The organism is Chryseobacterium proteolyticum (assembly GCF_046591535.1).
GTDB classification, from domain to species: domain Bacteria; phylum Bacteroidota; class Bacteroidia; order Flavobacteriales; family Weeksellaceae; genus Chryseobacterium; species Chryseobacterium proteolyticum.
Genome location: NZ_JBJLWK010000003.1, coordinates 760,378 through 786,813 on the forward strand (window position 1 = coordinate 760,378; position 26,436 = coordinate 786,813).

Annotated in this window: 30 protein-coding genes and 1 pseudogene; 17 read left to right on the forward strand and 14 right to left on the reverse strand. The window is 36.5% G+C overall.

The features are described 5' to 3' along the window. Positions 1–112 precede the first annotated feature (112 nt). The 5 genes from ACJ5H0_RS14470 to ACJ5H0_RS14490 form a co-directional block, all read right to left on the reverse strand. Entirely contained in the window at positions 113–349 is a 237-nt protein-coding gene (locus ACJ5H0_RS14470; RefSeq protein WP_172284580.1) for a hypothetical protein, read from the reverse strand. Positions 350–476: 127 nt separating this feature from the next. Then, positions 477–1,451, reverse strand: coding sequence for a DUF6624 domain-containing protein (locus ACJ5H0_RS14475; RefSeq protein ID WP_411250024.1), 975 nt, complete (start codon positions 1,449–1,451; stop codon positions 477–479). 168 nt (positions 1,452–1,619) lie between these two features. Beyond that, positions 1,620–2,090 carry a YciI family protein gene (locus ACJ5H0_RS14480; protein ID WP_411250025.1) on the reverse strand — a complete coding sequence of 157 codons (471 nt, stop codon included), beginning with the start codon at positions 2,088–2,090 and terminating at the stop codon, positions 1,620–1,622. Between the two features lie 51 nt (positions 2,091–2,141). Beyond that, positions 2,142–3,320 (reverse strand): nicotinate phosphoribosyltransferase, encoded by a 1,179-nt coding sequence (pncB, locus tag ACJ5H0_RS14485; RefSeq protein ID WP_172284574.1) that lies wholly within the window; start codon positions 3,318–3,320, stop codon positions 2,142–2,144. 91 nt (positions 3,321–3,411) lie between these two features. Continuing rightward, positions 3,412–3,888, reverse strand: a complete 477-nt coding sequence (locus tag ACJ5H0_RS14490) for a Dps family protein (RefSeq protein WP_172284572.1) — start codon at positions 3,886–3,888, stop codon at positions 3,412–3,414. A 102-nt stretch (positions 3,889–3,990) separates the two neighbouring features. Between ACJ5H0_RS14490 and ACJ5H0_RS14495 the strand changes: the two genes are divergently transcribed. From ACJ5H0_RS14495 to ACJ5H0_RS14540, 10 genes are all read left to right on the forward strand, one after another. Then, positions 3,991–5,457, forward strand: coding sequence for a hypothetical protein (locus ACJ5H0_RS14495; RefSeq protein WP_411250026.1), 1,467 nt, complete (start codon positions 3,991–3,993; stop codon positions 5,455–5,457). A gap of 4 nt (positions 5,458–5,461) precedes the next feature. Continuing rightward, positions 5,462–5,587 carry a hypothetical protein gene (locus ACJ5H0_RS14500; protein ID WP_411250027.1) on the forward strand — a complete coding sequence of 42 codons (126 nt, stop codon included), beginning with the start codon at positions 5,462–5,464 and terminating at the stop codon, positions 5,585–5,587. Positions 5,588–5,850: 263 nt separating this feature from the next. Next, entirely contained in the window at positions 5,851–6,681 is an 831-nt protein-coding gene (locus ACJ5H0_RS14505; RefSeq protein WP_411250028.1) for a sulfatase-like hydrolase/transferase, read from the forward strand. Between the two features lie 92 nt (positions 6,682–6,773). After that, positions 6,774–7,187 (forward strand): 30S ribosomal protein S12, encoded by a 414-nt coding sequence (gene rpsL, locus ACJ5H0_RS14510; protein ID WP_002983146.1) that lies wholly within the window; start codon positions 6,774–6,776, stop codon positions 7,185–7,187. Between the two features lie 53 nt (positions 7,188–7,240). Then, positions 7,241–7,687 carry a 30S ribosomal protein S7 gene (rpsG, locus tag ACJ5H0_RS14515; RefSeq protein ID WP_411250029.1) on the forward strand — a complete coding sequence of 149 codons (447 nt, stop codon included), beginning with the start codon at positions 7,241–7,243 and terminating at the stop codon, positions 7,685–7,687. Between the two features lie 6 nt (positions 7,688–7,693). Beyond that, entirely contained in the window at positions 7,694–9,811 is a 2,118-nt protein-coding gene (fusA, locus tag ACJ5H0_RS14520) for an elongation factor G (protein WP_172284564.1), read from the forward strand. Positions 9,812–9,827: 16 nt separating this feature from the next. Further along, positions 9,828–10,133, forward strand: a complete 306-nt coding sequence (rpsJ, locus tag ACJ5H0_RS14525) for a 30S ribosomal protein S10 (protein WP_002661363.1) — start codon at positions 9,828–9,830, stop codon at positions 10,131–10,133. 303 nt (positions 10,134–10,436) lie between these two features. Continuing rightward, on the forward strand, positions 10,437–10,649 hold the full coding sequence (locus ACJ5H0_RS14530) for a hypothetical protein (protein ID WP_411250030.1): 213 nt from the start codon (positions 10,437–10,439) through the stop codon (positions 10,647–10,649). 1 nt (position 10,650) lies between these two features. After that, entirely contained in the window at positions 10,651–12,621 is a 1,971-nt protein-coding gene (locus ACJ5H0_RS14535; RefSeq protein WP_411250031.1) for a TonB-dependent siderophore receptor, read from the forward strand. A 106-nt stretch (positions 12,622–12,727) separates the two neighbouring features. Further along, on the forward strand, positions 12,728–13,219 hold the full coding sequence (locus ACJ5H0_RS14540; RefSeq protein ID WP_172284560.1) for a low affinity iron permease family protein: 492 nt from the start codon (positions 12,728–12,730) through the stop codon (positions 13,217–13,219). 37 nt (positions 13,220–13,256) lie between these two features. Here ACJ5H0_RS14540 and ACJ5H0_RS14545 read toward each other — a convergent pair whose 3' ends face one another. From ACJ5H0_RS14545 to ACJ5H0_RS14585, 9 genes are all read right to left on the reverse strand, one after another. Next, the gene (locus tag ACJ5H0_RS14545) at positions 13,257–14,504 is read right to left on the reverse strand and encodes a hypothetical protein (RefSeq protein ID WP_411250032.1); all 1,248 of its coding nucleotides are present in this window, start codon (positions 14,502–14,504) and stop codon (positions 13,257–13,259) included. Positions 14,505–14,823: 319 nt separating this feature from the next. Beyond that, positions 14,824–15,972 carry a hypothetical protein gene (locus ACJ5H0_RS14550; RefSeq protein ID WP_411250033.1) on the reverse strand — a complete coding sequence of 383 codons (1,149 nt, stop codon included), beginning with the start codon at positions 15,970–15,972 and terminating at the stop codon, positions 14,824–14,826. A gap of 46 nt (positions 15,973–16,018) precedes the next feature. After that, positions 16,019–16,474, reverse strand: a complete 456-nt coding sequence (locus ACJ5H0_RS14555) for a hypothetical protein (protein ID WP_411250034.1) — start codon at positions 16,472–16,474, stop codon at positions 16,019–16,021. Continuing rightward, positions 16,437–17,021, reverse strand: a complete 585-nt coding sequence (locus ACJ5H0_RS14560) for a hypothetical protein (RefSeq protein ID WP_411250035.1) — start codon at positions 17,019–17,021, stop codon at positions 16,437–16,439. The genes ACJ5H0_RS14555 and ACJ5H0_RS14560 overlap by 38 nt, the downstream gene beginning before the upstream one ends. Continuing rightward, positions 17,021–17,434 (reverse strand): hypothetical protein, encoded by a 414-nt coding sequence (locus tag ACJ5H0_RS14565; protein WP_172284554.1) that lies wholly within the window; start codon positions 17,432–17,434, stop codon positions 17,021–17,023. Before ACJ5H0_RS14565 ends, ACJ5H0_RS14560 begins: the two co-directional genes overlap by 1 nt. 144 nt (positions 17,435–17,578) lie before the next feature. Then, a complete protein-coding gene (locus ACJ5H0_RS14570) occupies positions 17,579–18,379 on the reverse strand; it encodes a hypothetical protein (protein WP_411250036.1) in 801 nt (266 codons plus the stop codon). Positions 18,380–18,397: 18 nt separating this feature from the next. Further along, positions 18,398–19,129 carry an MIP/aquaporin family protein gene (locus ACJ5H0_RS14575; protein ID WP_411250037.1) on the reverse strand — a complete coding sequence of 244 codons (732 nt, stop codon included), beginning with the start codon at positions 19,127–19,129 and terminating at the stop codon, positions 18,398–18,400. A gap of 23 nt (positions 19,130–19,152) precedes the next feature. Further along, a complete protein-coding gene (gene glpK, locus ACJ5H0_RS14580; RefSeq protein ID WP_411250038.1) occupies positions 19,153–20,649 on the reverse strand; it encodes a glycerol kinase GlpK in 1,497 nt (498 codons plus the stop codon). Positions 20,650–20,668: 19 nt separating this feature from the next. Beyond that, the gene (locus ACJ5H0_RS14585) at positions 20,669–22,258 is read right to left on the reverse strand and encodes a glycerol-3-phosphate dehydrogenase/oxidase (RefSeq protein ID WP_273650546.1); all 1,590 of its coding nucleotides are present in this window, start codon (positions 22,256–22,258) and stop codon (positions 20,669–20,671) included. A 114-nt stretch (positions 22,259–22,372) separates the two neighbouring features. Here ACJ5H0_RS14585 and ACJ5H0_RS14590 point away from each other — a divergent pair, with 114 nt between their 5' ends. From ACJ5H0_RS14590 to rplV, 7 genes and pseudogenes are all read left to right on the forward strand, one after another. Further along, a complete protein-coding gene (locus ACJ5H0_RS14590) occupies positions 22,373–23,137 on the forward strand; it encodes a DeoR/GlpR family DNA-binding transcription regulator (RefSeq protein ID WP_411250039.1) in 765 nt (254 codons plus the stop codon). A gap of 227 nt (positions 23,138–23,364) precedes the next feature. Then, positions 23,365–23,991: a 50S ribosomal protein L3 gene (gene rplC / locus ACJ5H0_RS14595; protein WP_007839520.1), complete on the forward strand. Its 627-nt coding sequence runs from the start codon at positions 23,365–23,367 to the stop codon at positions 23,989–23,991. Further along, positions 23,982–24,612 (forward strand): annotated as a pseudogene (rplD, locus tag ACJ5H0_RS14600) (50S ribosomal protein L4). Before rplC ends, rplD begins: the two are co-directional and overlap by 10 nt. 3 nt (positions 24,613–24,615) lie before the next feature. After that, positions 24,616–24,906 carry a 50S ribosomal protein L23 gene (rplW, locus tag ACJ5H0_RS14605; protein WP_042720941.1) on the forward strand — a complete coding sequence of 97 codons (291 nt, stop codon included), beginning with the start codon at positions 24,616–24,618 and terminating at the stop codon, positions 24,904–24,906. Between the two features lie 22 nt (positions 24,907–24,928). Next, the gene (gene rplB, locus ACJ5H0_RS14610) at positions 24,929–25,750 is read left to right on the forward strand and encodes a 50S ribosomal protein L2 (protein WP_172284540.1); all 822 of its coding nucleotides are present in this window, start codon (positions 24,929–24,931) and stop codon (positions 25,748–25,750) included. Positions 25,751–25,752: 2 nt separating this feature from the next. Further along, positions 25,753–26,031 carry a 30S ribosomal protein S19 gene (rpsS, locus tag ACJ5H0_RS14615; protein WP_002983209.1) on the forward strand — a complete coding sequence of 93 codons (279 nt, stop codon included), beginning with the start codon at positions 25,753–25,755 and terminating at the stop codon, positions 26,029–26,031. 2 nt (positions 26,032–26,033) lie between these two features. After that, positions 26,034–26,432, forward strand: a complete 399-nt coding sequence (gene rplV, locus ACJ5H0_RS14620; protein ID WP_172284538.1) for a 50S ribosomal protein L22 — start codon at positions 26,034–26,036, stop codon at positions 26,430–26,432. Positions 26,433–26,436: the final 4 nt, after the last annotated feature.

Consider the following 26,436-nt stretch of genomic DNA (forward strand, 5'->3'; position numbering starts at 1 on the left):
TTTATTACATGTTAGTTTTGTTTGCCGGAATGTGAGGATTCCGGCATTTTTTTGATTTATGAATAAAAAAAGTGAGCCGGAAAGCTCACTTTGTATATTGTCTTTGGTCAGATTATGGCGTGATGATAATCGGATCCGGGAACGGCTCAAGAACCAATGGCTTGCACATTGCGGCCGGTTCGCATCTTCCACCCATACATATAAAATTAGTCATCGTGGTAGAGCCGTCAGGACATCTGATCAAGGCCTCACCAGGGCATCCTCCCGGGCATTGTGCCGGATACAATGTTCCTCCCATTACATCTTTTAATTCTGTTCTTGAAAGTTTTTTTGAATTAGATTTTTTCATGGTTTAATTTTTTTTTGTTTAGTGATTTTTTATTACTTTTTTATAATTAAGTAAATAAGAATGAGTTATATACACTAAAGTAGTAAATTATTCCATGAGAATAGAACTATCAGAAAATAATTTTATTCTATTTGCGTTTTTCTTTGGCTTCGAGATTCGGTAGATCTTTTTTGTATTGTTCCGGGTCCCACTTCATATTCCAATGGGTTACATATTCTGCTAATGGAGGAAGTCCAACTTCTGCCCGTCTTTTATCTACATGGTCAGGATCTTCTAAAGGTGATACATAAAATGCGTGAGTTTCAGGATCTTGTCCAATCTGGCTTCCATAAATTTGCTTTTTACCTTGTCTTAAAGCAATTCTATCCTCTAAAAGAGCTAAGCTACCGCTTTGGGCTTTTCCATTTTTTACAGCTTCCCTCATCATGGGCAAATATTTTACCTGCGTCTCCAAATCAGCATGTTGTATAACAAGAAATAAGGTATTGTTTCCTTGGTTACCTACTACATCAGGGCCTAACCAACCATATTTATCAAGAATAGCTTTTACTTCTATTAAATTTAAAGAATCCTTTTTAATTATAGTTCTCCAATGCTCTTGCATTTCCTTTGAATCCCGGCCGTATTTTTTTTCAATTTCTCCAATCTCGCGTCTACCGTTTTGATCTTCATTATAAATGCTTCCAAGCTTTTCAACCAGAGGTTTATTCAATTTGGCATCTGCTTTCTCCTTGTTGAGTTTAATTTTTTCAAGCAATGGCTTCCATCGAACATCTGCATGCAAAGAGTTCAGATCCGTATCTCCTGTTATATGGTTATAATTACTAAATTGAGTAGCAATTTTTTCCAGCTGAGAAAATGCGCTATCCGTTACGGATGCCATTGCCCATGAGCATGCTGCATTATATCTGTCATTAAGAGAGGCTTTCCACCCATTAGACCTAAATGCTTCGGAATAATTATTAGCAGAGTTTTTAAAATCCTTGGCTTTATAAAATCCTTCGGCCTTTTTTACTTTCTCCGTATATTCTTTTGGAGTATTTTGCCCGAAGAGTAGTTTTGCTGATACTAAAAATATCAAAACAAATAGTCTTATTTTCATTGTTGTTATTTTGTTATGGGTGAAGATATAATTATTATTTTAATTGGAAATAAATAATATAAAACAAAAGCAATTAAGGACAGTTGTAACAAATACAGCCAGATTGTCTCTTGTTTTTCAGGTAATTCATCCTGTTTAATTAAATATATAAAGAGGATAAAAGCCTGTTTATGGATTTTCCTTAGTGATCTCTTGGTGATGCTTTACGTACAGAGGCAAGGCAGCTGATCCATACCAGGGAAGAAGTTCATAGCTGAAGACTCCGGCCTTTACTGCAGGGTCTGTTTTTACCCATTGTTCGGCTTCTTCTTTAGACTTGGTATTGAAAATAAACAGTCCACGATAATTTTCCTTATTCTTTTCCAAAAAAGGTCCGGCTACTATAATCTTTCCCTCGTCAGCTAATTTTCCAATATTAGCCATATGTCCCTTCATTATCTCACTCATTTTAACTTTGTCTTCAATTTTTACGGGTCCTGTTGTAAGCATAACAATAGTATAAGCCTTCATTCCATATTGATCTGCTCCCAGCGAAGTAGCCAGTTCCTGGTTGAATTTCGGTTTTACCTCTTTTTTCTCTTGAGCGACAGATAAAGTTGCTATCAGGAAACTAAGAGAAAAATAAATTTTAAATTTCATGATATAGTGGTTATTTAGTTATAAGTCTGAGATCTGACATCTAGCATCTACTTAATCTTTTATTCTAAGAAACTCTTTTGCTAATTCGATCATTTTTGGATCACCTGTATATTTTCCATGTTCATCAGATAATTTTACAGTTGGGATCCATTCTTTATTTGGAGCCTGTACACCAATTAATTTCATAACTATATTCATCGGTTTCAAACCGACATCATTGGTAAGATTGGTTCCGATTCCGAATGAAACACCGATTTTACCTTTACAGTATTTAGTGATTTCTTCTACTTTTTCAAGATTTAATGCATCAGAGAAAATGATGTATTTAAAGAGTGGATTGATTCCATTGTTCTTGTAATGGGCGATCGTCTTATCAGCAAATTCCAGTGCATCACCACTATCATGGCGTACTCCGTCAAACAACTTTGCAAACTTTTTATCAAACTGCTGGAAAAACACATCAGTGGTATATGTGTCTGAAAGAGCAACCCCAAGGTCACCTCTGTACACATCTACCCAATGTTCCAAGGCCAGTTCGTTGGCCATTTTGAAGCCATATTCGGCTGCATGAAACATGAACCATTCATGTGCATGGGTTCCGATAGGCTTTACCCCATATTTCATGGCGAAATGAACATTTGAACTTCCTATGAAAGTTGAGTCTTTTTTTTGGGTCAGCGCTTCCATCACCAGGTTCTGAACTTTGTAAGAATGCCTTCTTCTGGTTCCGAATTCTGCGAAAGTAACACCAAGCCTTCCTAATGAATCTGCTTTTTCTATGGTTCTATGCATAACGATTTCATTGGAATCCCTTTCCATATGGTTCATTTCGTAATGCAGCTCGCTGATCAATGCTAATAAAGGAACTTCCCACAAGATAGTTCTGTACCAGAGCCCCTCAACAGTTACCGAAAGATCACCGCCATCCTGATGGATCTTTACTTCGGAAGGATCATAATGGTACCCTTCCAAAAAATCAAGGTAGGGAAGGTCGATGTAAGGACAGGTTCTCGCCATAAACTTTTTCTCATCTTTGGTGAGTTTAAGTTCGGCCATTTTGTTTACAGCTTCTCTTAGGGCAATATCAAAACCTTCCGGAAACTGATGTTTTCCTCTGTTGATAAATTCATATTTAACTATGGAGCTTGGAAATAATTTGACCACGGCATTCTGCATGGTTATTTTATAGAAATCATTATCTAGAATGGAATTCAATCGTACGTCGTGCATATTGTGTAATTTTAACGCAAATTTAATAATTAAAAATAAAAATCGTCTAAATGTAAGACGATTTTTTTTATATATCGATGATCTTTGTGGGTTATTTACCCAGATAAGAGTTATACATCCATACTTCTTTTTCCTGCTCCGTAATATAGTCGCTCATTTGTGAATTTGTTCCCTCATCTCCTGCTTTCTCGGTAATATCAAGAAGCTCTCTCTGAAGATCCAAAACTACTTTGAAAGAATTTAAAATGATTTCTACGCTTTTCGTTCCGTCACTTACTTCCTTACTTTCTTTAATTGTAGATATTTTTAAATAGTCTGAATAATTATGTCCGGGAGTTGCTCCTAAGGTCAGGATTCTTTCGGCAATTTCGTCGATCTTTAATACAAGGCTATTATATAATTCTTCAAATTTCGGGTGTAGTGTGAAAAACTGGTCACCTTTGATGTTCCAGTGAGAACCTCTTGTGTTTTGATAAAATACTGAATAATTGGCTAATAGTACATTAAGCTTTTCCGAAATGTTTTTACAATCGGTTTCTTTAAGACCGATAATACTGGCATTTTTCATACGTTTATTTTTTTATGCTATATATGCAGTAAATATTGTGCCGAAATAGTAGGTTCCTGATTGATGATACTTATCTTTGGTATTCTTATAATTTATCATAAAATGTCGTCATCGCGAAATATAGGTTTGCAGAGTTTCTTTTTATCTCTTTTTGTATTTTTTGGTATCTGTATATTTTATTATATACTTAGTATTTCAAAAACAGATGGACAATATGTATATCCTCTTGACGACGCTTATATTCATCTTGCTATCGCTAAGAATTTTGCTTTACATGATGTATGGGGAATTACAAGGTATGGGTTTTCCTCTACTTCTTCCTCTCCGTTGTTTACTTTTATGATCAGTTTTTTAATCCAGGTATTCGGTAATCATGATCAGATCCCTCTGTATTTTAATATAGCCTTCGCGTTAGGAATTCTTTATTTCCTTTCCATGTATTATGGAGAAACTTTCAGGAATGTAAGAAATACTGTTTTAGCAACGTTGGTTACTTTGTTTTTTGCTGTTTTGCATTTGCAGGTACTCTCCGGTATGGAACATGTTTTTCAGGTATTTCTTTTTATCGTCAATATATATTCCTTCAGCAATTGGAATAAGAGCAGGATGGCAGTTCCGGCATTTTATCTTTCCCTTATATTGATGGGGCTGGTCCGCTTCGAAAGTATGTTTTATTTTGTGATCCTCGCTGGTGTTCTTATTACGGTTAAAAAATGGAAAAATGCCTTAGGTGTTTTAATTGCAGGTTTTGTCCCTGTATTACTATTCTGTTATTTCAATTATCAGCAGGATGGTTATTTTTTTCCCAATTCAGTTGTGGTAAAAGGAACTCAATTGACTTTAGGATCTGAAATGTTTGTGCGGCTTAAAACGATCTTTCTTGATCATTTATTCCTTAATAAAAGCTTTTATAAAATAGGTATTTTTCCAATTTTAATAAGTACTGTTTTCATATGCAGAGATACTATCAGGAATAAGTTTTTAAAAGAAGTTATTATAAAGAACTTTTTCCTAATTGTTTTTTCCCTCTTAATGATTTGTCATGCCATGTTTGCTGATCTTAAAGGGATGTTCAGGTATGAAGCCTATATATTGACAGGGTTTTGTATGGCAATTATTCCCAGAATATCTGCTCTGTTTTCTGACTATAAAAGTTACATCAAAGGAGAAAAACTTATTACTATCCTGGTAATTATGAATATCCTGCTTCTTTTTTATAAAAGTTGGTTCGCAGATCGTATTCTTGAGAATGGCGGAAAAAATATTTATGAACAACAAATACAATCCGCAAGATTTTTACATACCTATTATAATACATCTAAAGTGGTAGCAAATGATATTGGTGCTATAAGTTACTATACAGATATCCATTTGCTGGATATTGTGGGGCTTGGATCTGTAGAAATGATTCCTTTTACCGCTGATAAAAGAAATTTAGATGAGGAATTTGAGAATTTTCTAATTCAATATACTACTAATAAGAAATATGAAATCGCAGTAATATATGATGAATGGTTTCAGGGTCATATTCCACGAAATTGGAAAAAAAATTGCCGTTTTGAAGATTAAAAATATGATTGCCGTATCAAAAGATGAGGTTTCCATTTATGCGCTTGAGCAAACTAATCCAGAGACATTAAGAAGAAATATCCGGGATTTTAAGTGGAATAAGAACGTTGAAGTTCGTATTGTGGACTAGTAGATGAAGAAATCTTTTTATTAATTTTAGTTTAGTGATTTCTATTGCATACTGTTGTTATGATTAATTTTAAAAATGTATAACAATTTATTAATGTTACTCGATGATGTATTTTCCTAATTTTAGAACCAAAATTCTACAAATTATGAAAAAGACTATTTTACTTTTAGCGTTCCTTCTTTTTATTTTTTCATGTTCAGATAGAGATAAAGACGGACAAGCGCCTACTGAAAAAAAAATATGAAACCAAGAATGTTGTTTTATTGGTTGTAGATGGCCCCCGTATTTCTGAGACCTGGGAAGAATCAACAAAAAAGAATATTCCTAATAGAGTGAGCCTTTTGAGTCAAGGAGTATTTATCAGTAATTTTAAAAACAATGGAACTACGAGCACCAACCCCGGACATAGTGCCATGTGTTCCGGAGTATATGAAAATATTAAGAATAATGGTACGGAGTTACCAGGTTATCCTTCGGTAATGCAACAATGGTTGAAATATACCGGAGCAGCTAAAACAAAAGCTTGGATTGTATCTTCTAAAGATAAACTGGAAGTTTTAAATAACTGCAAGCAGGTAGACTGGAAAGATAAATTCCAACCAAGTACGGATTGCGGGGTAAGTGGAAATGGCTCAGGCTACAGGGCTGATGATGTAACAATTTCCAGGGTGAAAAATATAATGGGACAATATGCACCAAATATTATTGTCATCAATTTAAAAGATGTTGATTCTTATGGACATGCTAACAATTGGAATGCCTATATTAATGCAATAAAAACGACGGATGCCTCCATTAAGGAAGCATGGGATCATATTCAGTCTCTTCCTGCCTATAAAGATAAAACTACTCTTATTGTTTCTAATGATCACGGAAGACATTTGGACGCCAATGGTGGGTTTGCCGAGCACGGAGACAGTTGTAACGGATGTAGGCATATTGAATTTTTTGCTCTTGGGCCGGATTTTAAAAAGAACACTACGATTAGTACCGGAAATTATGAGCAGATTGATATAGCAAGTACTATTGCCGAACTTTTAGGAGTTCCTTTACAGTACGCTAAAGGAAAAGTAATCAAAGAAGTATTCAAATAAATATTTTAGTTTCAGGTGTATAAAAAATACATAACTACTTGTCAATTAAAAAAAATATTACTATTTTGCAGCTTAAAATAAAAAGCAATTAAATGCCTACTATTCAACAATTAGTAAGAAAAGGAAGAGCCACGCTTGCCAAGAAGAGCAAATCGGCTGCCCTTGATTCTTGTCCACAAAGACGAGGTGTATGTACGAGAGTATATACTACCACTCCTAAGAAACCTAACTCTGCACTTAGAAAAGTAGCAAGGGTAAGACTTTCAAACGGTAAAGAAGTCAACGCCTACATCCCGGGCGAAGGACATAATCTTCAAGAGCACTCGATAGTATTGGTAAGAGGCGGAAGGGTGAAAGACCTACCGGGAGTACGTTACCACATCGTAAGAGGTGCATTAGACACTGCAGGTGTAAATGGAAGAACACAGAGAAGATCTAAGTACGGAGCTAAGAGACCTAAACCAGGTCAGGCAGCTGCTGCACCAGCTAAAGGAAAGAAAAAATAATCATTAAATAAGGTACAAAACAATGAGAAAGACAAAAGCGAAAAAAAAGACCGTTGTTACCAGATCCAAAATTTAATGATCAATTGGTAACTAGATTTGTAAATAACCTAATGCTAGACGGTAAAAAGTCTATCGCATTCAAAATTTTCTATGATGCATTAGACGTTGTAGAAACTAAAAAAGGAGAAACTGAAAAGACTTCTCTTGAGATCTGGAAAGATGCCCTTACTAACGTAATGCCTCACGTAGAAGTTCGTTCAAGAAGAGTAGGTGGTGCTAACTTCCAAATCCCAATGCCAATCAGAGCTGATAGAAAAATTTCTATGGCGATGAAATGGTTAATTAAATATTCTAAAGCTAGAAATGATAAGTCTATGGCTTTGAAATTAGCTAACGAAATTGTTGCTGCTTCTAGAGAAGAAGGTGCTGCTTATAAAAAGAAAAGTGACACTCATAAAATGGCGGAAGCTAACAAAGCTTTCTCACACTTTAAATTCTAATCTGAAATGGGAAGAGATCTTAAATTTACAAGAAATATTGGTATCGCTGCTCACATTGATGCAGGTAAGACTACCACTACAGAAAGGATTTTATTCTATACTGGTGTAAACCACAAAATTGGAGAGGTTCACGATGGTGCTTCTACAATGGACTGGATGGAGCAGGAAGCAGAAAGAGGTATTACCATTACTTCTGCTGCAACTACTTGTTCTTGGAACTTTCCAACAGATCAAGGAAAACCTGTAGCCGACACTAAACCTTACCACTTCAACATCATCGATACACCGGGACACGTTGACTTCACAGTAGAAGTAAACAGATCTTTGAGAGTATTGGATGGTTTGGTATTCTTATTCTCTGCAGTAGATGGAGTAGAGCCTCAGTCTGAAACAAACTGGAGACTTGCTGACAACTACAAAGTTGCTAGAATGGGATTCGTAAACAAAATGGACAGACAAGGTGCTGACTTCCTTAACGTTGTAAAACAAGTTAAAGAAATGTTAGGATCTAATGCAGTTCCAATCGTTTTACCAATCGGTGCTGAAGAAGACTTTAAAGGTGTTGTAGACTTAATTAAAAACAGAGCTATCATCTGGGATGAAGCAGGACAAGGAGCTACTTTTGAAGTAGTGCCAATTCCTGAAGACATGAAAGCTGAGGTTCACGAATATAGAGAGAAATTAGTTGAAGCTGTAGCTGACTATGATGAGACTTTGATGGAGAAATTCTTCGAAGATCCGGATTCAATCTCTGAAGAAGAAATCAACGAAGCTCTTAGAAAAGCTACTATTGATTTATCTATTATCCCAATGACTTGTGGTTCTTCATTCAAAAATAAAGGAGTACAGTTCATGTTGGATGCAGTATGTAAATACTTGCCTTCTCCATTGGATAAAGATGATATCAAAGGTACTGATCCAAGAACAGACGCTGAAATTACAAGAAAACCAGACGTAAATGAGCCTTTCGCGGCTTTAGCATTTAAGATTGCTACTGACCCATTCGTGGGAAGATTAGCATTCTTCAGAGCATACTCTGGAAGATTAGATGCAGGTTCTTATATCCTGAACACTCGTTCTGGAGATAAAGAAAGAATCTCAAGAATCTATCAGATGCACGCTAACAAGCAAAATCCTGTAGAATATATTGAAGCAGGAGATATTGGTGCAGCAGTAGGATTTAAATCTATCAAAACTGGTGATACGATGTGTGATGAGAAAAACCCAATCGTTCTTGAATCGATGGTTTTCCCTGATCCGGTAATCGGTATCGCTGTTGAGCCTAAAACTAAAGCGGACCAGGATAAAATGGGTAACGCATTAGCGAAATTGGCTGAAGAAGATCCAACGTTTACTGTTAGAACTGACGAAGCTTCTGGACAAACGATTATCTCTGGTATGGGTGAGCTTCACTTGGATATCATTGTAGATCGTATGAAGAGAGAGTTCAAAGTTGAGGTGAACCAAGGACAACCTCAGGTAGAGTACAAAGAAAACTTAACAAAAGTTGCCAGCCATAGAGAAGTTTACAAAAAACAATCAGGTGGTAAAGGTAAATTTGCTGATATTGTATTTGAACTAGGACCTGCTGACGAAGGTAAAGTTGGTTTAGAATTCATCAATGAGATCAAAGGTGGTAACGTTCCAAGAGAATTCGTTCCTGCAATTGAAAAAGGATTTAAAGCTGCAATGAAGAACGGTCCATTGGCTGGTTTCGAAGTTGAAGGTATTAAAGTTACTCTTAAAGATGGATCTTTCCACGCGGTGGATTCTGATGCTCTTTCTTTCGAATTAGCTGCTAAATTAGGATTTAAGGAAGCTGGTAAAGCTGCTAAGCCGGTAATTATGGAGCCTATTATGAAACTGGAAGTTGTAACTCCGGAAGAATATATGGGTAACATTATTGGTGACCTTAACAAGAGAAGAGGTACGATCAGTGGTCAGGAAGAAAAGAACGGTGCTGTTGTTATCAAAGGTTCTGTTCCACTTTCTGAAATGTTTGGATATGTAACAACTCTAAGAACACTTTCATCAGGAAGAGCTACATCTTCTATGGAATTAGAGAAATACGCTCAGACTCCACAAAACGTTGCTGAAGAAATCATTGCTAAAGCAAAAGGTTAATTTTTAAATTAAAGAAATGTCACAAAGAATCAGAATAAAACTAAAATCTTACGATTACAACTTGGTAGACAAGTCTGCTGAGAAAATCGTAAAAACGGTAAAGGCTACCGGGGCTGTTGTAAACGGACCTATTCCATTACCAACTAACAAGAGAATCTTCACGGTGTTGAGATCTCCACACGTTAACAAAAAAGCAAGAGAGCAGTTCCAATTATCAGCTCACAAGAGATTGATGGATATCTACTCTTCTTCTTCTAAAACTGTTGATGCTCTAATGAAATTAGAGTTACCAAGCGGTGTTGACGTAGAAATTAAAGTGTGATAATTGCATACTTTGCAATGATTATAGAATCCGCCTCTGTAAAAGGGGCGGATTTTTTTATGTATCAATAAGAAAGATTTCAATGGTATTTGGATGAGGAACCGTAAGAAGTAGAGGAGTCTGTTGAGAACGATTGACCTTTTTTTTTATTTGGTAAATATTGAACTTTATGTTTGTAGAATTTTTTGCGAATTAAACTGAGAGGTAATAAAATTACAAAGAGTAATTCTTTGCAATGACATATATCACCAGTATTAATTTATTTAGAATTAATAAAAATAATATTTTTGCAAAAAATAAGAGATGAAAAGAACAGTATCTTTTTCTTTAGTAGTGTTAGGGATTGGTTTTGTCAGTGGACAAAAAGTAAATGATAGCATTAGAAAAGAAAACACAATCGAAGAAGTAGAATTATTCGGAGAAAGAAAAAAAACAACCGGAAGGCTTAGAAGTCATAACAAGATTACCCTTAAAAACGAGGGATCAGATCCAAAGTATTTCTGTTATATCTTATAAAGTGATAGAAAACCTGGGAGGGCTTACGGTGACGGATGTTGCAAAGAATATACCGGGGGTAACCCAGTTTGGAAGTTATGGGGGAACGAGAGAAAGTATGTCAATTAGAGGATACAGAGGAGTTCCTGTTTTAAAGAATGGTGTTCAGATGGATTCAGATTTCAGGACCGGAGCAATGCTTACGGATATGCAGGGAGTAGAGAGTATTCAGGTGATCAAAGGCTCAGCAGCAGTTACTCAGGGAATTGGCGATGGGTTAGGTTCCGCAGGAGGTGTGATCAATGTGGTTACTAAAGTTCCTAAATTTATTGATGAAACAAATATAGGGTTTAGGTATGGTAGCTGGGATTTTTACAGACCAACAATAGATTTTCAAAGGGTATTGGATTCTGATGGTAGGATTGCCGTAAGATTAAATGCAGCATATCAGGATAATAATAGTTTCAGAAGATTTATTCATACGGATCGGATCTATGTAAATCCATCCATAGCTATTCGACCTGATGATAAAACGGAAATCGTGGTAGAAATGGATTATATGCATAACAATACTACGCCGGATAGAGGGACCGTAAATCTTGCAAAAGGTGATGTTGAAGCTATATACAGAATGCCGGGTAGAAAATTTCTTGGGTTTTCTACAGATAATGCAAAGATGGAAACATTCAACTTTTCTACAACGGCTACTAGAAAACTGACCAACAAATTGAAAGTAAGAGCTGCATTAATGAGCTCTTCTTATCAGTCGGACATTGTAGGTGCAGCTTTATCTCCTGTCGATTCAAAGAACCCAAATGAAATAAGAGATAGAAGTTTAACGAAATCAGGAAGAGAGGATCTAAACAAGGTTTTTCAGTTTGATTTTATCGGATCTGATGTAATGACAGGATTTATGAAACATACTTTCCAGGTAGGTTTTGATTGGAAAGAATCGAATGTTACAACGACCTCTTATCAGAGTAAAGATGTTGACCGGATCAATGTTCTTAATGAAATTAATAATATTCTTCCCGCTTCTATTGATGTCAACAATTTTGAACTGGCAAAGAAAGATGCTATCATCAATACTGTTACTCCGACATTAGGATTAATGGCCCAGGATGTTATCACATTCAATAAATACATCAAAGCTCATTTAGGTATTCGTTATAGCCGATTAAATGGATCGGATAAAAATCCGGGCTATGCATGGAATCCATCATTAGGGTTAATGATTTCGCCTGTCGAAAATATGAATATTTTTGGTTCATATACTAGTACAACTTCTTTAAGAACTGCAAATAATGTACTGATCGGAGGTGGGACAGTAGGAGCATCCACAACCAAACAATGGGAAGCAGGGATCAAATCCGACTGGCTTAGTGAAAGGTTAAGGTTCAATGTTACATTGTTCAATATTAATACAGACAACCTCTCATATGAAATTTTAACTGATGGAAACAGAACTGGGACCTATGCATTGGCAGGAGAGCTAAAAAGAAAAGGAATCGAAGTTGAATTAATAGGTAAAATCCTTCCTAATCTTCAGGTTATGACGGGTTGGGCTTATGTAGATGCACAATACAGGGACAGCCCTTCATTTGTGAATGGTTCTGCCCCTATTAATACTCCAAAGAATTCGGCCAACGCATGGTTGAATTATAAATTTAATACCGGAGCCCTGGAAGGTCTTGACGTGGGCGCTGGGATTTATTACGTTGGTACAAGACCTGTAGATGATTATAAACAAAAATATTCTAATGCTGCAAATGGTCATATCAATGGGACTCAGCTTGGTGAAAAGCCTTTTAATATGCCTCAGTATACAACAGTTGATGCGCAGATAGGATATTCATTTAAAAGAGGATTGGGATTAAGAGTCTTTCTCAATAATATTTTTGATACTGTAGGCTACAATTCGTATTTCAGAGGTGGATATATTGATCAGATCCAACCCCGGAATTTTGCAGTGCAAGTAAATTATAAATTCTAATTGATCTGTGGAACTTTAGACACATCACTATGTTTATTGTTTTAAGTTTTTTTTGCTTAAAAAATAATATTATTTAATACATTTATTATTTAAAACAATAATCACTATGAGTCATAAGGATAATAATTTTTTTGAAAAGTTTTCAGATTGGGCAACCAAATTTACAGGAAGTTCCCATGCTTTTATTGGAGCTACTGCTATTGTTGTAATCTGGGCTCTTTCCGGACCTGTATTTCATTATTCTGAAACCTGGCAGCTGGTGATCAATACAGGAACAACGATTATTACTTTTTTGATGGTATTTCTTATTCAGAAATCCCAGAATAAAGATTCTAAAGCTATACAGATTAAACTAAATGAGCTGATCGCAGCCCATGAAAAAGCGAGTAACCGGATTGTAGATATAGAAGACTTATCCGAAAAAGAATTGGATCAGCTGCATACCTATTATGAGAAATTAGCTGACTTTGCTCAAGATGATGTGGATATCCATACTTCTCATTCTATTGATGCGGCTAAAAGAAATCAAAGCTACAAGCATGATCTGTTTAAAAAGAAACATGAGGAATGGTTGGAAAAACAAAAAAAGGAATCATAGTGATTCCTTTTTTTATTTCAGACCGAAAGCGATTGTTCTATTTCATGAAGTAACTAAAATAAGAACAGCTTCCCATTAGATTTTTGGTAGTTTCCGTATCAGAATACTGGGTTTTTAATAAAGCAAAATAGGTTCGGAACTTTTCATTCTTTATATTGTCCAGTTGCTTTTGATAGGCATCGCTTTTCTCAGAATATTGAGGATCGGAGTAGCTTATCTTTGATGGATTTTTTGCTTCGTATTGATAGTATTTTCCTTGCTCTGCACTAGCCATCTGGAATAAGATTCTCGCTTTTTCTTCCTTATTCCCTGAAAGGGCCAGTGCTTTTTTATAATAATTGATAGCCAGATCAAAATTATCCGGTTCAATGTAAGATCTGTCAAGGAAATTTTTATAATAATATTGATATGGTGTTTTCTTATCTGTATTCCAGAAATCATATTTGCCACCATTACTATTATTTACATCCATTACGAACAGCTGTCGGTAATAACCAAGAATAGAAGTATTATACAATAAATTACCAATAAGCTGGCTCGCTTTAGCAGCTTTTTCATCTTTTCCGTTACCAATTTTCTTAAGCTCTATAGCAGCATCTGCTAATTCAAGCTTATTCATCATGGTCTTTATGAAAGGAAATTGAGTGTAGTCTTCGTTTTCCATGCTGGTGGCTGCATCACTTTCGAAGCTTTCCCATACATTATGGCCAAAAACATAATCCGGGATATTTCTGAAACCATTGTATTCGTCTTTAGCATATTGATGAGGAACTTTTGGTTGTTCACTGGAAACCCAGTCATAATTGATCCTAGGAATTCCTACAAAGTCCTGCGCTTTCTGATAATATGATTTTGCTTTTTCAAAATCGGCAACTCTCATCGCCCGGTCGCCATAAATTACACTGAAGAATGCCTCAATATTTCCTACATCGTCCATATTTTTGGCAATGATCTGCTGCTCGAATTGATTTTTATTAGGCTTCCTGTAAAAGTCCTCTACACTTTTAACCAAACTTGAATTAGGATTATATTGGAGATCAGAAAGCTTATTGCTCATTAGGAATGATTTCCCATCCTCTCCCTGAAGGAAATATCGGTTAGCTAAAACGTCCTTAAGGAATGATGCAGTAGATGGAACAGGACCGTAATAATTGTCATAATCAGAATTTGTACTGTCTGACTTCACTTCTTTTTCGATGAAATATTCCGGATAATCTTTCATTAGATGATCTTCGTAATCGGAAGTAATCTTCGGTTGGGAAACAATATCATTTAAGACCTTCATCCTTTTGATCTCTTCAAGATATTCAGGATTGGTTGTTTTAATATCTTCCAGAATTTCAGTACTTGCTTTGTAGTCTTTTTTTAAAAATTTAAGGTATGCATCTGCAATCTGCCAATATTCATCCTTAGATTTCTCTTTGGTTTTTGAGGTAAATTTTTCAAGATCATTAAGATAATCTATCTGCTTGCTATCTCCATACCAAAAACTTTGATTTTTTGTGTGGAAAGGAATTCGATTAGGATTATCTAATAGCTCATCATCACTTTGATCTGCTTTTCCGTCAGCTGTCTTATCCGATTTAGACCCTCCGAACAGGTTTTTAAAGAACCGGATAATCTTCTGCCAGAATGAAAGTTTTTTTTTCTTTTACTTCCGGAGATTCTTTTTTCTGAGAATCAGCAGATGTACTTGAGTTTTCTTTTTGAACGGTTGCGTTATCTGTGTCGTCAGAATAATAATAAGTAGGAAGATAAGCTCTTTCCAGTTCATTGATACTTCTTACCGCCATTACTTTCAGAATTTCCGAATTAGGATCAATATCGTACATCTTCTCCATTATAGGAATAGGATTGGTGAAATCTTCATATCCCAAAAGAAAATAAGCCATATTCTTTTCATTCGGAGTACCTGCTCTTTTTAAAATGTTATTAAAAGATGCGGTATCAGAAAGTTTCATAGAAACAAAAGCAGACTCTTTACGGCTATCACTATTCATGAAAACCTGAAAGAAGTTCCAGTTGGCATCACTGTTCATCTTCATACCTCTTTGTGCGCCGGCTAATTGGTCAAGAGCCATAAAGTAAGGAACTCCTTTTAACTTGATCGGCTCAATATAGGTTCTGAAAGCCTGAAGTGCAGCGTCATAATTTCTGGTATAATGATTGAAACGGACCAGTTGGTAACCGTATCGCTGTTTTATCTCAGGATTTTTTGCAGCATTATATAAAGAAGTTAATGCTGAAATAGTTTTGTTATAATCAAGGTTGGTTGCATTTTTATCACTTTGAGGGCCGTTGTAAAAATAAGAATCAGGATTTTCAATAAAATTGATCCTCATATAAGGCTCAAGATATTTAGCTTCAATTAAGTAATCAATTCCTTCGCGATATTTCTGATAGAAACCTGTTCCCAGTTTTTTCAATAGTTGATTACCCGGATTTCCTTTTTTGAGCTCATTAAGCTCATTAAGGCTTATATTATTTACCAGATAATTGGTTTCCTGATAGCTCAGCTGATTGCCAAAGAATTTCCTCCATGTCCCAATATTTTCATCCGGAATCTGACCTGGTTTAAAGTCAGTATAAAATCTTGTTGAATAACTGTGCAGAAATGGCAGATATGATTTATCCTTGATAATACTTTGGGTAAAAAGATTAAAATACTCATAATCCGGATCTGACCAGGCGCAAGCTTCTGATTTTGTATAAAAAAGTGAAAAGACTGCAATTGTGAGAATATACTTTTTCATGGGTATGTAGTATTTTTTGCGTTGTGTTTTATTGTATTCTATGATGTTAAAAATCACTCTGGAATTTAGACATCAGTTTGAAATTTTGGTTCACAACAAATTTAGTATCTAATTGATAATAAACGATATTAAACAACGGTATTTTTTTATCTAAAAAAGCAATGACATCTCTGAGCTGGTCGTTTGTAATTTCCTCAACTTTTATCGTAAATCCTTTATTCAGGTAATTTCCAAAGTAAAATCCATCTTTTTGAATTTCAATTTCATGATCTGAAATCTTTTTAAAATTAGGATTTTTCAGGTCATTTTGTGATAAAGCATTGATGAGCTTGTGTCTTCCTAAATGATTGGTAACAATTCCCCACGAGTAAATAGGTAAAGCCACTTCAATTTCCTTGATTGGATAATCTTCCAATTTTGAAAGATAGCTTTTAAGGATATTAACATCCAGAATTGAATTCTTATCAGATGTTTCCAAAGGAGAAGAGGTGGAGTAGCACATCAGGAATACTTTTTTTTACAGGAGGGATTCCCATTATTGCTTTATCTTTTACCTGATGAAGCCGAAGCGTACAGTCAATGTCTTTCCCGGAAATTTTGTGAAGTTCTTTTAAAAACGCGAAATAATCGTCACGTGTTCCGGCTGTCCAGTCACAATCAATCTGAATTTCATGATTGGTCTTCAGCTTATATTCTTTACTCTTTTTGTCAATTAAATGATGTATGCTTTCTGCAAGGAAGTGTATTTCCTCCCCTGAAATATTAACAAAAGTCTGGTTGGTGATAAATACGGTAGGGACAATTTGTTTGTCTGTCTCGAAACTTTCGTCTTTGGTGATGACGGCTAAAGGCTGAAATCTACCGTTTACTTTATTGATGTCAAAGAACCTTGTGTAAAGAATCGGGACGGTTGTTTTATCTAATGCTTTTTTCTCTTCATTGTCTAAAGACAATTTTGTTTTCCAGTAATAAAACGTGTACGGATGTTTCTCTCTTTCGCTGCATGAAACAAGCAAAATAAGAATGACTAAAAACTTAATTATTTTCATTATTGGTAAAAAGCGCTTTCACAGGTACAACTTTCTTTATCATTTTCCATCGCAGAACAGCAATCCTCAGATTTCTGAATATTTCCCTTTTCATCAGTAAGGTATATTTTTTCTTTATCAAACTTTACATAGAAAGTTTCATTGTACTTTTTGAACTGGACCTTCATGACCTGAGGGGTGTATTTCCCTGCATTTATTTCTTCACTGGTTTCTTCTCCGCTAGCCTGATTTACCTGTACATAGCCAAAATAAACATCGCCGTTCTTTTTTACATCAAGATAATAGGCTGGTGTGCCGGTTCCGCTGTATCCTTCTATTATATTGAAAGATCTTTTTCCAGTAAACGGAACTTTAGATTGTGAAAAGGAAAGGGTTGCGATGCAGAGGATAAGCACGCAGAATATCTTTTTCATTTTTTTGATCAAATGTAAAAAGATTTATGCAAGAATTACACCGTAAAAACACGGTATTTACTTTGTCTTAAGGATATCAATGATATATGTAAAAAAGCCCATTCCGGTTGTGACCGGAATGGACCTCTTATAATGTTGATTTTTTTAAAATACGGTTGCTGCCAGCTGAATCCTTGCATATTTATTTGATGGATTCCACATGGCCATCATTGATACGGGAAGGGTATAATGTTCCGTTATCTTTAAAGCTTTGCTGGCTTTGATACCTACATTTACGATATCAAAACTGTTTTTTCCATTACCATATAAAAATGTGCTGTCATTGAAGGCAAAGCCTCCACCAACAAATGCATCCAGATTTACTTTTTGATGGGCAATAACAGGATAGCTTACCTGAACATACGTGGAATATTTATTCTTTTTATAGCTCCCGTCCGGTTTCAAAACAACTTCTCCCGCATTAGCACCTCCATAAAGCATGATGTCTGCTTCAATGTTTAAAGGGAACGAAGGACCGAAGGTGTAATTTGTTCTCAGATCAATAATATGGGCGGTTCTTCTGTTTGAATAATTAAAGATGTCATCCGAAGCTACTGCAGTATTGATGTTTCTGGAGTTAAATAAGTCCCATAACCCAATATAAAGCCGTCCGTCAGAATACTGAACATAATAATTGATCTCTTTATAATGCGTGCCATCCTTGTCGTCGGTTAAAGCGGATGCTCCCCATATTCCCACTTTCCATTTTTTTTCTTTATCCAAAGCGTAAGAAAGGTTTCCCATTACCACGGGCTTATCTGTAATGATCAAGCCTCTCCACAAGTGGTTATTCTGGATGTTAGCAGTGAAATCCAGGCGACCGTCATCCTTGACTTCTGTGTCCTCCTGGGCAAAGAGACTCCCTGTACCTAAAATAATCAGGCATATAAAAAGTAGTTTTTTCATACTGTAAACTTTCTTTGATTAACTTAAAGCGAGATGCAATAAAGCCGCAAGGGCTGCTCCTAGCACTGGTCCTGCAATAGGAATCCATGCATATCCCCAATCACTGCTTCCTTTTACCGGAAGAATAGCGTGCATAATCCTTGGTCCAAGGTCACGGGCAGGATTAATGGCATAACCTGTAGTTCCTCCTAATGATAAGCCAATAGCCCAAACAAGTAAGGTAACAGGTAGAGCACCAACAGTCCCCAGTCCGATCTTAGCGGTCGGATCATTACCCAAAGTGAGGCTTGGATCGGCAAAATGGAAGATCACAAAAACAAGCACAAACGTTCCTATAATTTCACTGATAAGATTCGAAACCGGCTTTCTTATTGCCGGACCTGTGCTGAAACATGCTAATTTTGCGCCTTCATCTTCGGTAATGGCAAAGTGATCCTTATTAAATAGCCAGACAAGAAAAGCACCTAACATGGCGCCAATCATTTCTCCGGCGATATATGTGGGAACCAGATCCCATGAAAATTTTCCCGCGATAGCCAGGCCTAACGTTACGGCAGGGTTCAGATGAGCGCCACTCACTGGCCCTGCAACCGTTACCCCAACGAAAACTGCAAGTGCCCAGGCTGTGGTAATTACAATCCAACCGGAATTGTTTCCTTTTGTATCCTTTAAAACAACGTTGGCCACTACACCGTTTCCGAGTAGGATCATAAGCATTGTTCCGATGATTTCTGCTATAAATGGAGTCATAGTTTATTTTTATTTAGTGGAAATTAATCTTCAATCCAATCTTGAGAACGCTTTACTGCTTTGTGCCAGAAGTGGATCATCTTGTCGGCTTTTTCTTTCTCAAGCTGAGGGTGGAAGTCTTTATCCACGATCCATTGAGATTGAATTTCGTCAATATTTTTCCAATAACCTACAGCAAGTCCGGCAAGATAGGCAGCACCCAGCGCTGTTGTTTCTAAAGTTCTTGGTCGTGTAATCTTGAAACCGAATAGATCAGACTGGATTTGCATTAGTAAGTCACTATTGGAAGCACCACCATCAACTCTTAGCTCTAAACTACCAGTTCCGGAATCTGCCTCCATCGCTTTTACAATATCATATACCTGGAATGCTATACCTTCTAGAGTAGCTCTGGCTATATGTCCGTTAGTGGTTCCTCTTGTCACTCCAACAATAGTTCCCCTTGCATACTGATCCCAATATGGAGCTCCCAGACCCGTAAGTGCCGGTACAAAATAAACACCTCCATTATCTTCGACGGTTTTGGCCAGACTGTTAATTTCGTCAGCTGAGTTAATTAATTTGAGCCCGTCTCTTACCCATTGAATTGCAGCCCCTCCCACAAAAACACTGCCTTCCAGTGCATAATTAACTTCTCCGTTTATCTTCCATGCAACGGTTGTCAGCAAGTTGTTCTTAGAGTGAACGGCCTCTTTACCTGTGTTCATCAAAAGAAAGCATCCTGTACCGTATGTATTTTTTACCATTCCCGGTGTTGTACACATTTGTCCGAACAAAGCTGCCTGCTGGTCTCCGGCAATACCTGCAATTGGGATTTTTGTTGAGAATAAAGTGGTAGCGGTTTCTCCATAAACTTCACTGCTTTGTTTCACTTCAGGAAGGATCGCTTTTGGAATATTAAATAACTTTAAAAGATCTTCATCCCATTCCAAAGATTGGATGTTTAGGAGCATTGTTCTGCTTGCGTTCGAAACATCTGTGATAAACATTTTTCCACGCGTTAGCTTCCATACCAGCCATGTATCAACAGTTCCAAAACACAATTTTCCTGCTTCTGCCTGCTCTCTTGCTCCATCTACATTATCAAGGATCCACTTTACTTTGGTTGCTGAAAAATAAGCATCAAGAACCAAACCTGTTTTTTCTTTGATCATGTCTGTATACCCTTGTTCTTTTAGCGAGTCACAGTATTTTGATGTTCTCCTGTCCTGCCATACGATAGCATTATAAACGGGTTCCCCTGTTTCTCTGTCCCAAACGACCGTTGTTTCGCGCTGGTTTGTAATCCCTATCGCTGCAACCTCAAGCCCTGAGATACCTGCTTTAGCGATAACTTCTGCTGCTACCGATACTTGGGAAGACCAGATTTCATTAGGGTCATGCTCTACCCAACCCGGGGTAGGAAATATCTGTTCAAAACTTTTCTGAGAAACAAATTCTATTTCTCCGCTGTGATTGAATAAAATGGCTCTTGACGAAGTTGTGCCTTGGTCCAGAGCGAGAATTAACTTTTCACTCATGTTGTGACGTTGATTTAGGTTAAATGGATCTTGGCGAATAAGGAGTTAACAGGTATCCCTTTGCCAATTCGATAAATTCTCTTTCCTGCTCATTAGCCCATTCCTCTGAATGTCCGTTTTCTTTTGCGATAATAGAAGCAATCTTATGTGCACTGTCGATTGCTGCTCTTGCATCTAAAAATAAAAGACGGACTCTTCGGGCCAGGATGTCCTCAATGGTTTCTGCCATTTCCTGACGGATTGCCCAAATTGCTTCAGCAACTGTGAATGGATGATCAGGATGTATTTTTTCTGAAAATTCAGGATTGCTCTGCTGTAGTTTTTTGATTTCCGGAATGTCTGATCCGTAAACATACAAATGATTGCTTCTGTCTACCGTTTCAGGTTTTACATTTCCATGAATCGAAAGATGTTCTGTTTTGGATGTAGTTGTTCCCAGATGGTGAACTTTCATCGCTTCATCGATAGTATCTTCTGCCATTTTTCGATAGGTGGTCCATTTTCCTCCGATGATGGAAACCAATCCTGTATCGGATGTTACTACTTTATGGCTTCTCGAAACTTCTTTTGTGCTTTTGCTTCCATCCTTTGGTGCGGCAAGCGGCCGAAGTCCTGCAAAAACAGATTTTACATCTTCCCGAGTAGGTTTTTTTGCTAAATATTGTCTTGCTGTATTTAAAACAAACTTAATTTCTTCTTCCAATGCTCGTGGCTCAAAACTTTCGCTTTCCAATAATGTATCGGTTGTTCCTACAAGTGCTCTGTCGTGCCATGGAACGACAAACAAGACTCTTCCGTCAGAAGTTTTCGGAATCATAATAGCGTCGTCACTTTTCAAGAAGGACTTATCCAGTACCAAATGAATACCCTGGCTTGGAACAACGAATTTTCCATGTTTCGGGTTGTTCATATTCAGAATATCATTCGTGAAAACTCCTGTCGCATTGATGACTACTTTTGCGTGGATTTCAAATTGCTGCTTGGTAAACTGATCTTCAGCAATTACACCGATTACTTTATTGGAACTGTTTTTTATCAGGTTAATTACTTTAACATAATTAACTGCTGTGCCTCCTTTTTCAATAATGGTCTGGGTTAAATTAACAGCCAATCTCGCGTCATCAAACTGCCCGTCCTGATATACAACCCCGCTTGCCAGATTTTTCTGTTCAATCGTCGGAAGTTTTTCAACTGTTTTTGATTTGCTGATATATTTTGTTTTACCTAAGCTTAATTTCCCTGCCAGAAAATCGTAAATCGAAAGTCCTATTTTGTAATAAATTCCTCCCCACCATGTATAATTAGGGATAATAAATGATTGATTTTTTACCACATGAGCTGCATTTTTAGCCAACAATCCCCTTTCCTTCAATGCCTCTTTTACCAAACCTATATCTCCCTGTGCCAAATATCTTACGCCGCCGTGTACCAGCTTTGTACTTCTGCTGGAAGTAGCTTTCGCGAAATCGTGAGATTCCAGCAGTAATGTTTTAAACCCTCTGCTTACTGCGTCCAATGCCGAACCTAAACCGCTTGCTCCTCCACCAATGACTAAAAAGTCCCATTCTTTTACGGTGGTTAATTTGCTGAGTTCTTCATTTCGTTTCATAATGTTTCGTTAAGTTTCGAATTCAAAGCTAGTAATTAAAAATGAAAGTAAAAAGAAAATAAGTGAAATTTTATGTTCTTGGAAAAAAACAATAACTTTGGGGAAAGAAAAAGAATGGAAAAATTAATACCAAGGCATACTGAGATACTGCAGGAGCTGGAAAAGAAAGATTATGTTCTCGTGCAGGAATTATGCGAAAAGTATAATGTTTCTTCCGTTACCATTCGAAAGGATCTGAACTATTTAGAAAGCTTGGGTCTTCTTTTTCGAAATCATGGAGGTGCAAGCAAGCATGTGAGGTATGCGTATGAAAAGAACGTAGATGAAAAGGAGAATATTAACGTAGAGGCTAAGCAGAATATTGCCAAGGTGGCAGTGAAACTTATAGAAGAAAACGATTGTATTATTCTGGCTTCAGGAACTACAATGCATTATCTGGCAAGGATGCTGGTGAATTTCGGCCGTCTTACTGTGCTTACGTCATCGCTGAGAGTGGCACTGGAGTTATGTAATAATCCTAATATAAATATTATACAATTGGGGGGTGAGGTTCGTAAAAGTTCTACATCGATCGTGGGTTCTATATCCGAAACAATTCTTGCTCAGTTTTCATGCAATAAATTATTCCTGGGGGTAGACGGCATTGATATGGATTTTGGAATCAGTACTTCCAATGCAGCTGAAGCACATCTCAATCAATTAATGATAGAATGTTCCGATAAAGTGATGATTTTGGCGGACTCATCCAAACTAAACAAAAAAGGCTTCGGTAAGATTTCTTCTTTAGATAAAATAGATTATCTGATTACCGATGATGGCATACTGGAAGAGGATAAAAAGAGGCTCGAAGAAATAGGTCTGAGTGTTATCACGAAGTAGCCGTGCTATATTCTATGCTCTGGTTAGAATCGGGCTTAAAAAGTAATTTATTTTGTAAACTACTAAAAATCAAAATATTTTGCTGTAAAAATTTGTCAATCTAAAAATTATCCATAAATTTGCACACTCATTTTAGGGGAAAAGTATGCCCATCTCAAACGTGGAAATTACTTTAGCTTGCTGAAAATGAGGATAAATAAAGGATAAATTTTATTATAACATAAACAATGTCAGGTATTATTGGTAAAAAAATCGGTATGACGTCTTTGTTTAACGAAGAAGGAAAAAACATTCCTTGTACAGTTATTCAAGCTGGTCCATGCTCGGTTTTACAGGTCAGAACCATTGAAAAGGACGGTTACAAGTCAGTTCAATTAGGTTTCGATGACAAGAGTGAAAAGAACGTTGGTAAAGCGTTAGCTGGCCATTTTAAAAAGGCTGGTTCTGCTCCTAAAGCTAAATTGGTAGAATTCTACAGAGAATTCGTTGATGAAGTAAAAGTAGGAGAAGAAGTAAAAGTTGATTTATTCGCTGAAGGTGAGTATGTTGACGTAACAGGGACTTCAAAAGGTAAAGGCTTCCAGGGTGTTGTTAAAAGACACGGATTTGGAGGTGTAATGCAGGCAACTCATGGTCAGCACAACAGACTTAGAGCTCCAGGTTCTATCGGTGCTGGTTCAGACCCTTCAAGAGTATTCAAAGGGATGAGAATGGCTGGAAGAATGGGAGGTAAGCAGGTAACTGTTCAAAACCTTCAAGTATTAAAAGTGGATCAAGAACAAAATCTTTTAGTAGTAAAAGGTGCTGTTCCGGGAGCTAAAAATTCTTATGTAATTATCAGAAAATGGAACTAGTAGTATTAAATACATCAGGAAAAGAGACCGGAAGAAAAGTAACTCTAGACGAAACAGTATTCGGAATTGAGCCAAATCAGCACGCGGTTTACTTAGAAGTTAAGCAATATCTTGCCGCTCAGAGACAAGGTACTCATAAATCAAAAGAAAGAAGCGAAATTACGGCTTCTACTAAAAAGCTTAAGAAGCAAAAAGGATCTGGATCTGCTAGATATGGTGATATTAAATCTCCAACATTCAGAGGTGGAGGTAGAGTATTCGGACCTAAGCCAAGAGACTACAGATTCAAATTGAATAAAGCTCTTAAGAGATTAGCAAAAAAAATCTGTTTTATCTCAGAAATTGAGAGATAACAGTATTAAAGTATTAGAGGCTTTCAATTTCGAAACTCCTAAAACTAAAGAGTTTATCAACATCAATAACGCTTTAGGATTCGAAGGTAAAAAATCTCTTTACATCTTAGATGAAGCAAACAAAAATGTTTATTTATCTTCAAGAAACCTACCTAAGACTAAAGTTCTTGCTTATAACGAAATTAGTTCTTATGACCTAATCAATGCAGGTGAGATCGTATTCTTAGAAGGTGCTATCGAGAAATTCCAAGAAAATTTAAAGAAATAAGTCATGTCTATTATTATTAAACCAGTTATTTCAGAAAAGGCTAATTACCTTACAGATTTAAGAGGTTCTTATTCTTTCTTAGTGGATACTAAGGCGAATAAAATCCAGATCAAAAAAGCTGTTGAAGCAGCTTACGGTGTAAAAGTAGCAGACGTTAACACAATGATTTATGCTCCGAAGGTTTCTTCGAAATACACTAAAAAAGGTCTTCAAGTAGGAAAGACAAACAAATTGAAAAAAGCGGTAATCAAACTTGCTGAAGGTGAGGTTATCGATATTTTTGCTGTAAATTAATTATTAATTATAAATAATAGTAATGTCTGTTAGAAAATTAAAACCTATCACCCCGGGACAGAGATTCAGAATTGTAAATAATTTTGAGGAAATTACTACCAACAAACCAGAGAAATCTCTAACAGTTGGTATTAAAAAGTCAGGTGGACGTAACCAAACAGGTAAAATGACCATGCGTTACACCGGAGGTGGACACAAAAAGAAATACAGAATTATCGACTTCAAAAGAAACAAACATGATGTTGAAGCAACGGTAAAATCTGTAGAATACGATCCAAACAGAACTGCATTTATCGCTTTATTAGAGTACGCAGATGGAGAGAAGAGATATATCATCGCTCCAAACGGTATTAAAGTTGATCAAAAGGTGATTGCAGGAGAAAGCGTAGAGCCAAATATCGGTAACGCAATGAAATTGAAAAATATTCCATTAGGTACTGTTATTTCTTGTGTTGAAATGAAGCCTGGACAAGGTGCTATTTTAGCAAGAAGTGCTGGTTCTTCAGCTCAATTAACTTCAAGAGACGGAAAATATGCAATCATCAAATTGCCTTCAGGAGAATCTAGAATGATCCTTACTGAATGTTATGCAATGATTGGATCTGTTTCTAACTCTGATCACCAATTAACAGTATCAGGAAAAGCTGGTAGAAGCAGATGGTTAGGTAGAAGACCAAGAACAAGAGCGGTTGTAATGAACCCGGTAGATCACCCAATGGGTGGTGGTGAAGGACGTTCTTCAGGAGGTCACCCAAGGTCTAGAAACGGTAAACCGGCTAAAGGTTACAAAACTAGAAAGAAAAACAAAGTGTCTAACCGTTACATCGTATCTAAAAGAAAATAATTATGGCAAGATCACTTAAAAAAGGACCGTTCATTCATCATACTTTAGATAAGAAGGTTCAGGCAAATATAGAGTCTGGTAAGAAGACAGTTATCAAAACTTGGTCTAGAGCATCGATGATCTCTCCGGACTTCGTAGGACAAACTATTGCTGTACATAACGGGAAATCTTTTATCCCTGTATATGTTACAGAAAACATGGTTGGTCACAAGTTAGGCGAATTTTCTCCAACAAGATCTTTCAGAGGTCATGGTGGTAACAAAAACAAAGGAAGCAGATAATCATGGGATCAAGAAAACAAGATAGTTCAATCGCAAGAAAAGAAGCTAACAAAGACGTTGTAAAGGCTTCATTAAACAATTGCCCGTCTTCTCCAAGAAAAATGAGATTAGTTGCTGATATCATCAGAGGAGAGCAGGTAGATAAAGCTCTTTATATCCTTAAATATTCTAAAAAAGAAGCATCTAACAAGTTAGAGAAATTACTTCTTTCTGCTATGGCAAACTGGCAGACGAAAAACGAAGGTTCGGATATAGAAGAAGCTAACCTTATCATTAAAGAAATATTCGTGGATAGTGCAAGACAATTGAAGAGACTAAGACCAGCTCCACAAGGTAGAGGGCATAGAATCAGAAAAAGATCTAACCACGTTACACTAATCTTAGGTAATAAAGAAAATTAATCAA

What these genes read in the sequence shown, in the direction of transcription:
- ACJ5H0_RS14470 (WP_172284580.1), bottom strand. Translation starts at nt 349, where the DNA reads ATGAAAAAATCTAATTCAAAAAAACTTTCAAGAACAGAATTAAAAGAT.
- ACJ5H0_RS14475 (WP_411250024.1), bottom strand. Translation starts at nt 1,451, where the DNA reads ATGAAAATAAGACTATTTGTTTTGATATTTTTAGTATCAGCAAAACTA.
- ACJ5H0_RS14480 (WP_411250025.1), bottom strand. Translation starts at nt 2,090, where the DNA reads ATGAAATTTAAAATTTATTTTTCTCTTAGTTTCCTGATAGCAACTTTA.
- pncB (WP_172284574.1), bottom strand. Translation starts at nt 3,320, where the DNA reads ATGCACGACGTACGATTGAATTCCATTCTAGATAATGATTTCTATAAA.
- ACJ5H0_RS14490 (WP_172284572.1), bottom strand. Translation starts at nt 3,888, where the DNA reads ATGAAAAATGCCAGTATTATCGGTCTTAAAGAAACCGATTGTAAAAAC.
- ACJ5H0_RS14495 (WP_411250026.1), top strand. Translation starts at nt 3,991, where the DNA reads ATGTCGTCATCGCGAAATATAGGTTTGCAGAGTTTCTTTTTATCTCTT.
- ACJ5H0_RS14500 (WP_411250027.1), top strand. Translation starts at nt 5,462, where the DNA reads ATGATTGCCGTATCAAAAGATGAGGTTTCCATTTATGCGCTTGAGCAA.
- rpsL (WP_002983146.1), top strand. Translation starts at nt 6,774, where the DNA reads ATGCCTACTATTCAACAATTAGTAAGAAAAGGAAGAGCCACGCTTGCC.
- fusA (WP_172284564.1), top strand. Translation starts at nt 7,694, where the DNA reads ATGGGAAGAGATCTTAAATTTACAAGAAATATTGGTATCGCTGCTCAC.
- rpsJ (WP_002661363.1), top strand. Translation starts at nt 9,828, where the DNA reads ATGTCACAAAGAATCAGAATAAAACTAAAATCTTACGATTACAACTTG.
- ACJ5H0_RS14530 (WP_411250030.1), top strand. Translation starts at nt 10,437, where the DNA reads ATGAAAAGAACAGTATCTTTTTCTTTAGTAGTGTTAGGGATTGGTTTT.
- ACJ5H0_RS14540 (WP_172284560.1), top strand. Translation starts at nt 12,728, where the DNA reads ATGAGTCATAAGGATAATAATTTTTTTGAAAAGTTTTCAGATTGGGCA.
- ACJ5H0_RS14545 (WP_411250032.1), bottom strand. Translation starts at nt 14,504, where the DNA reads ATGAAGGTCTTAAATGATATTGTTTCCCAACCGAAGATTACTTCCGAT.
- ACJ5H0_RS14550 (WP_411250033.1), bottom strand. Translation starts at nt 15,972, where the DNA reads ATGAAAAAGTATATTCTCACAATTGCAGTCTTTTCACTTTTTTATACA.
- ACJ5H0_RS14555 (WP_411250034.1), bottom strand. Translation starts at nt 16,474, where the DNA reads ATGTGCTACTCCACCTCTTCTCCTTTGGAAACATCTGATAAGAATTCA.
- ACJ5H0_RS14560 (WP_411250035.1), bottom strand. Translation starts at nt 17,021, where the DNA reads ATGAAAATAATTAAGTTTTTAGTCATTCTTATTTTGCTTGTTTCATGC.
- ACJ5H0_RS14565 (WP_172284554.1), bottom strand. Translation starts at nt 17,434, where the DNA reads ATGAAAAAGATATTCTGCGTGCTTATCCTCTGCATCGCAACCCTTTCC.
- ACJ5H0_RS14570 (WP_411250036.1), bottom strand. Translation starts at nt 18,379, where the DNA reads ATGAAAAAACTACTTTTTATATGCCTGATTATTTTAGGTACAGGGAGT.
- ACJ5H0_RS14575 (WP_411250037.1), bottom strand. Translation starts at nt 19,129, where the DNA reads ATGACTCCATTTATAGCAGAAATCATCGGAACAATGCTTATGATCCTA.
- glpK (WP_411250038.1), bottom strand. Translation starts at nt 20,649, where the DNA reads ATGAGTGAAAAGTTAATTCTCGCTCTGGACCAAGGCACAACTTCGTCA.
- ACJ5H0_RS14585 (WP_273650546.1), bottom strand. Translation starts at nt 22,258, where the DNA reads ATGAAACGAAATGAAGAACTCAGCAAATTAACCACCGTAAAAGAATGG.
- ACJ5H0_RS14590 (WP_411250039.1), top strand. Translation starts at nt 22,373, where the DNA reads ATGGAAAAATTAATACCAAGGCATACTGAGATACTGCAGGAGCTGGAA.
- rplC (WP_007839520.1), top strand. Translation starts at nt 23,365, where the DNA reads ATGTCAGGTATTATTGGTAAAAAAATCGGTATGACGTCTTTGTTTAAC.
- rplW (WP_042720941.1), top strand. Translation starts at nt 24,616, where the DNA reads ATGTCTATTATTATTAAACCAGTTATTTCAGAAAAGGCTAATTACCTT.
- rplB (WP_172284540.1), top strand. Translation starts at nt 24,929, where the DNA reads ATGTCTGTTAGAAAATTAAAACCTATCACCCCGGGACAGAGATTCAGA.
- rpsS (WP_002983209.1), top strand. Translation starts at nt 25,753, where the DNA reads ATGGCAAGATCACTTAAAAAAGGACCGTTCATTCATCATACTTTAGAT.
- rplV (WP_172284538.1), top strand. Translation starts at nt 26,034, where the DNA reads ATGGGATCAAGAAAACAAGATAGTTCAATCGCAAGAAAAGAAGCTAAC.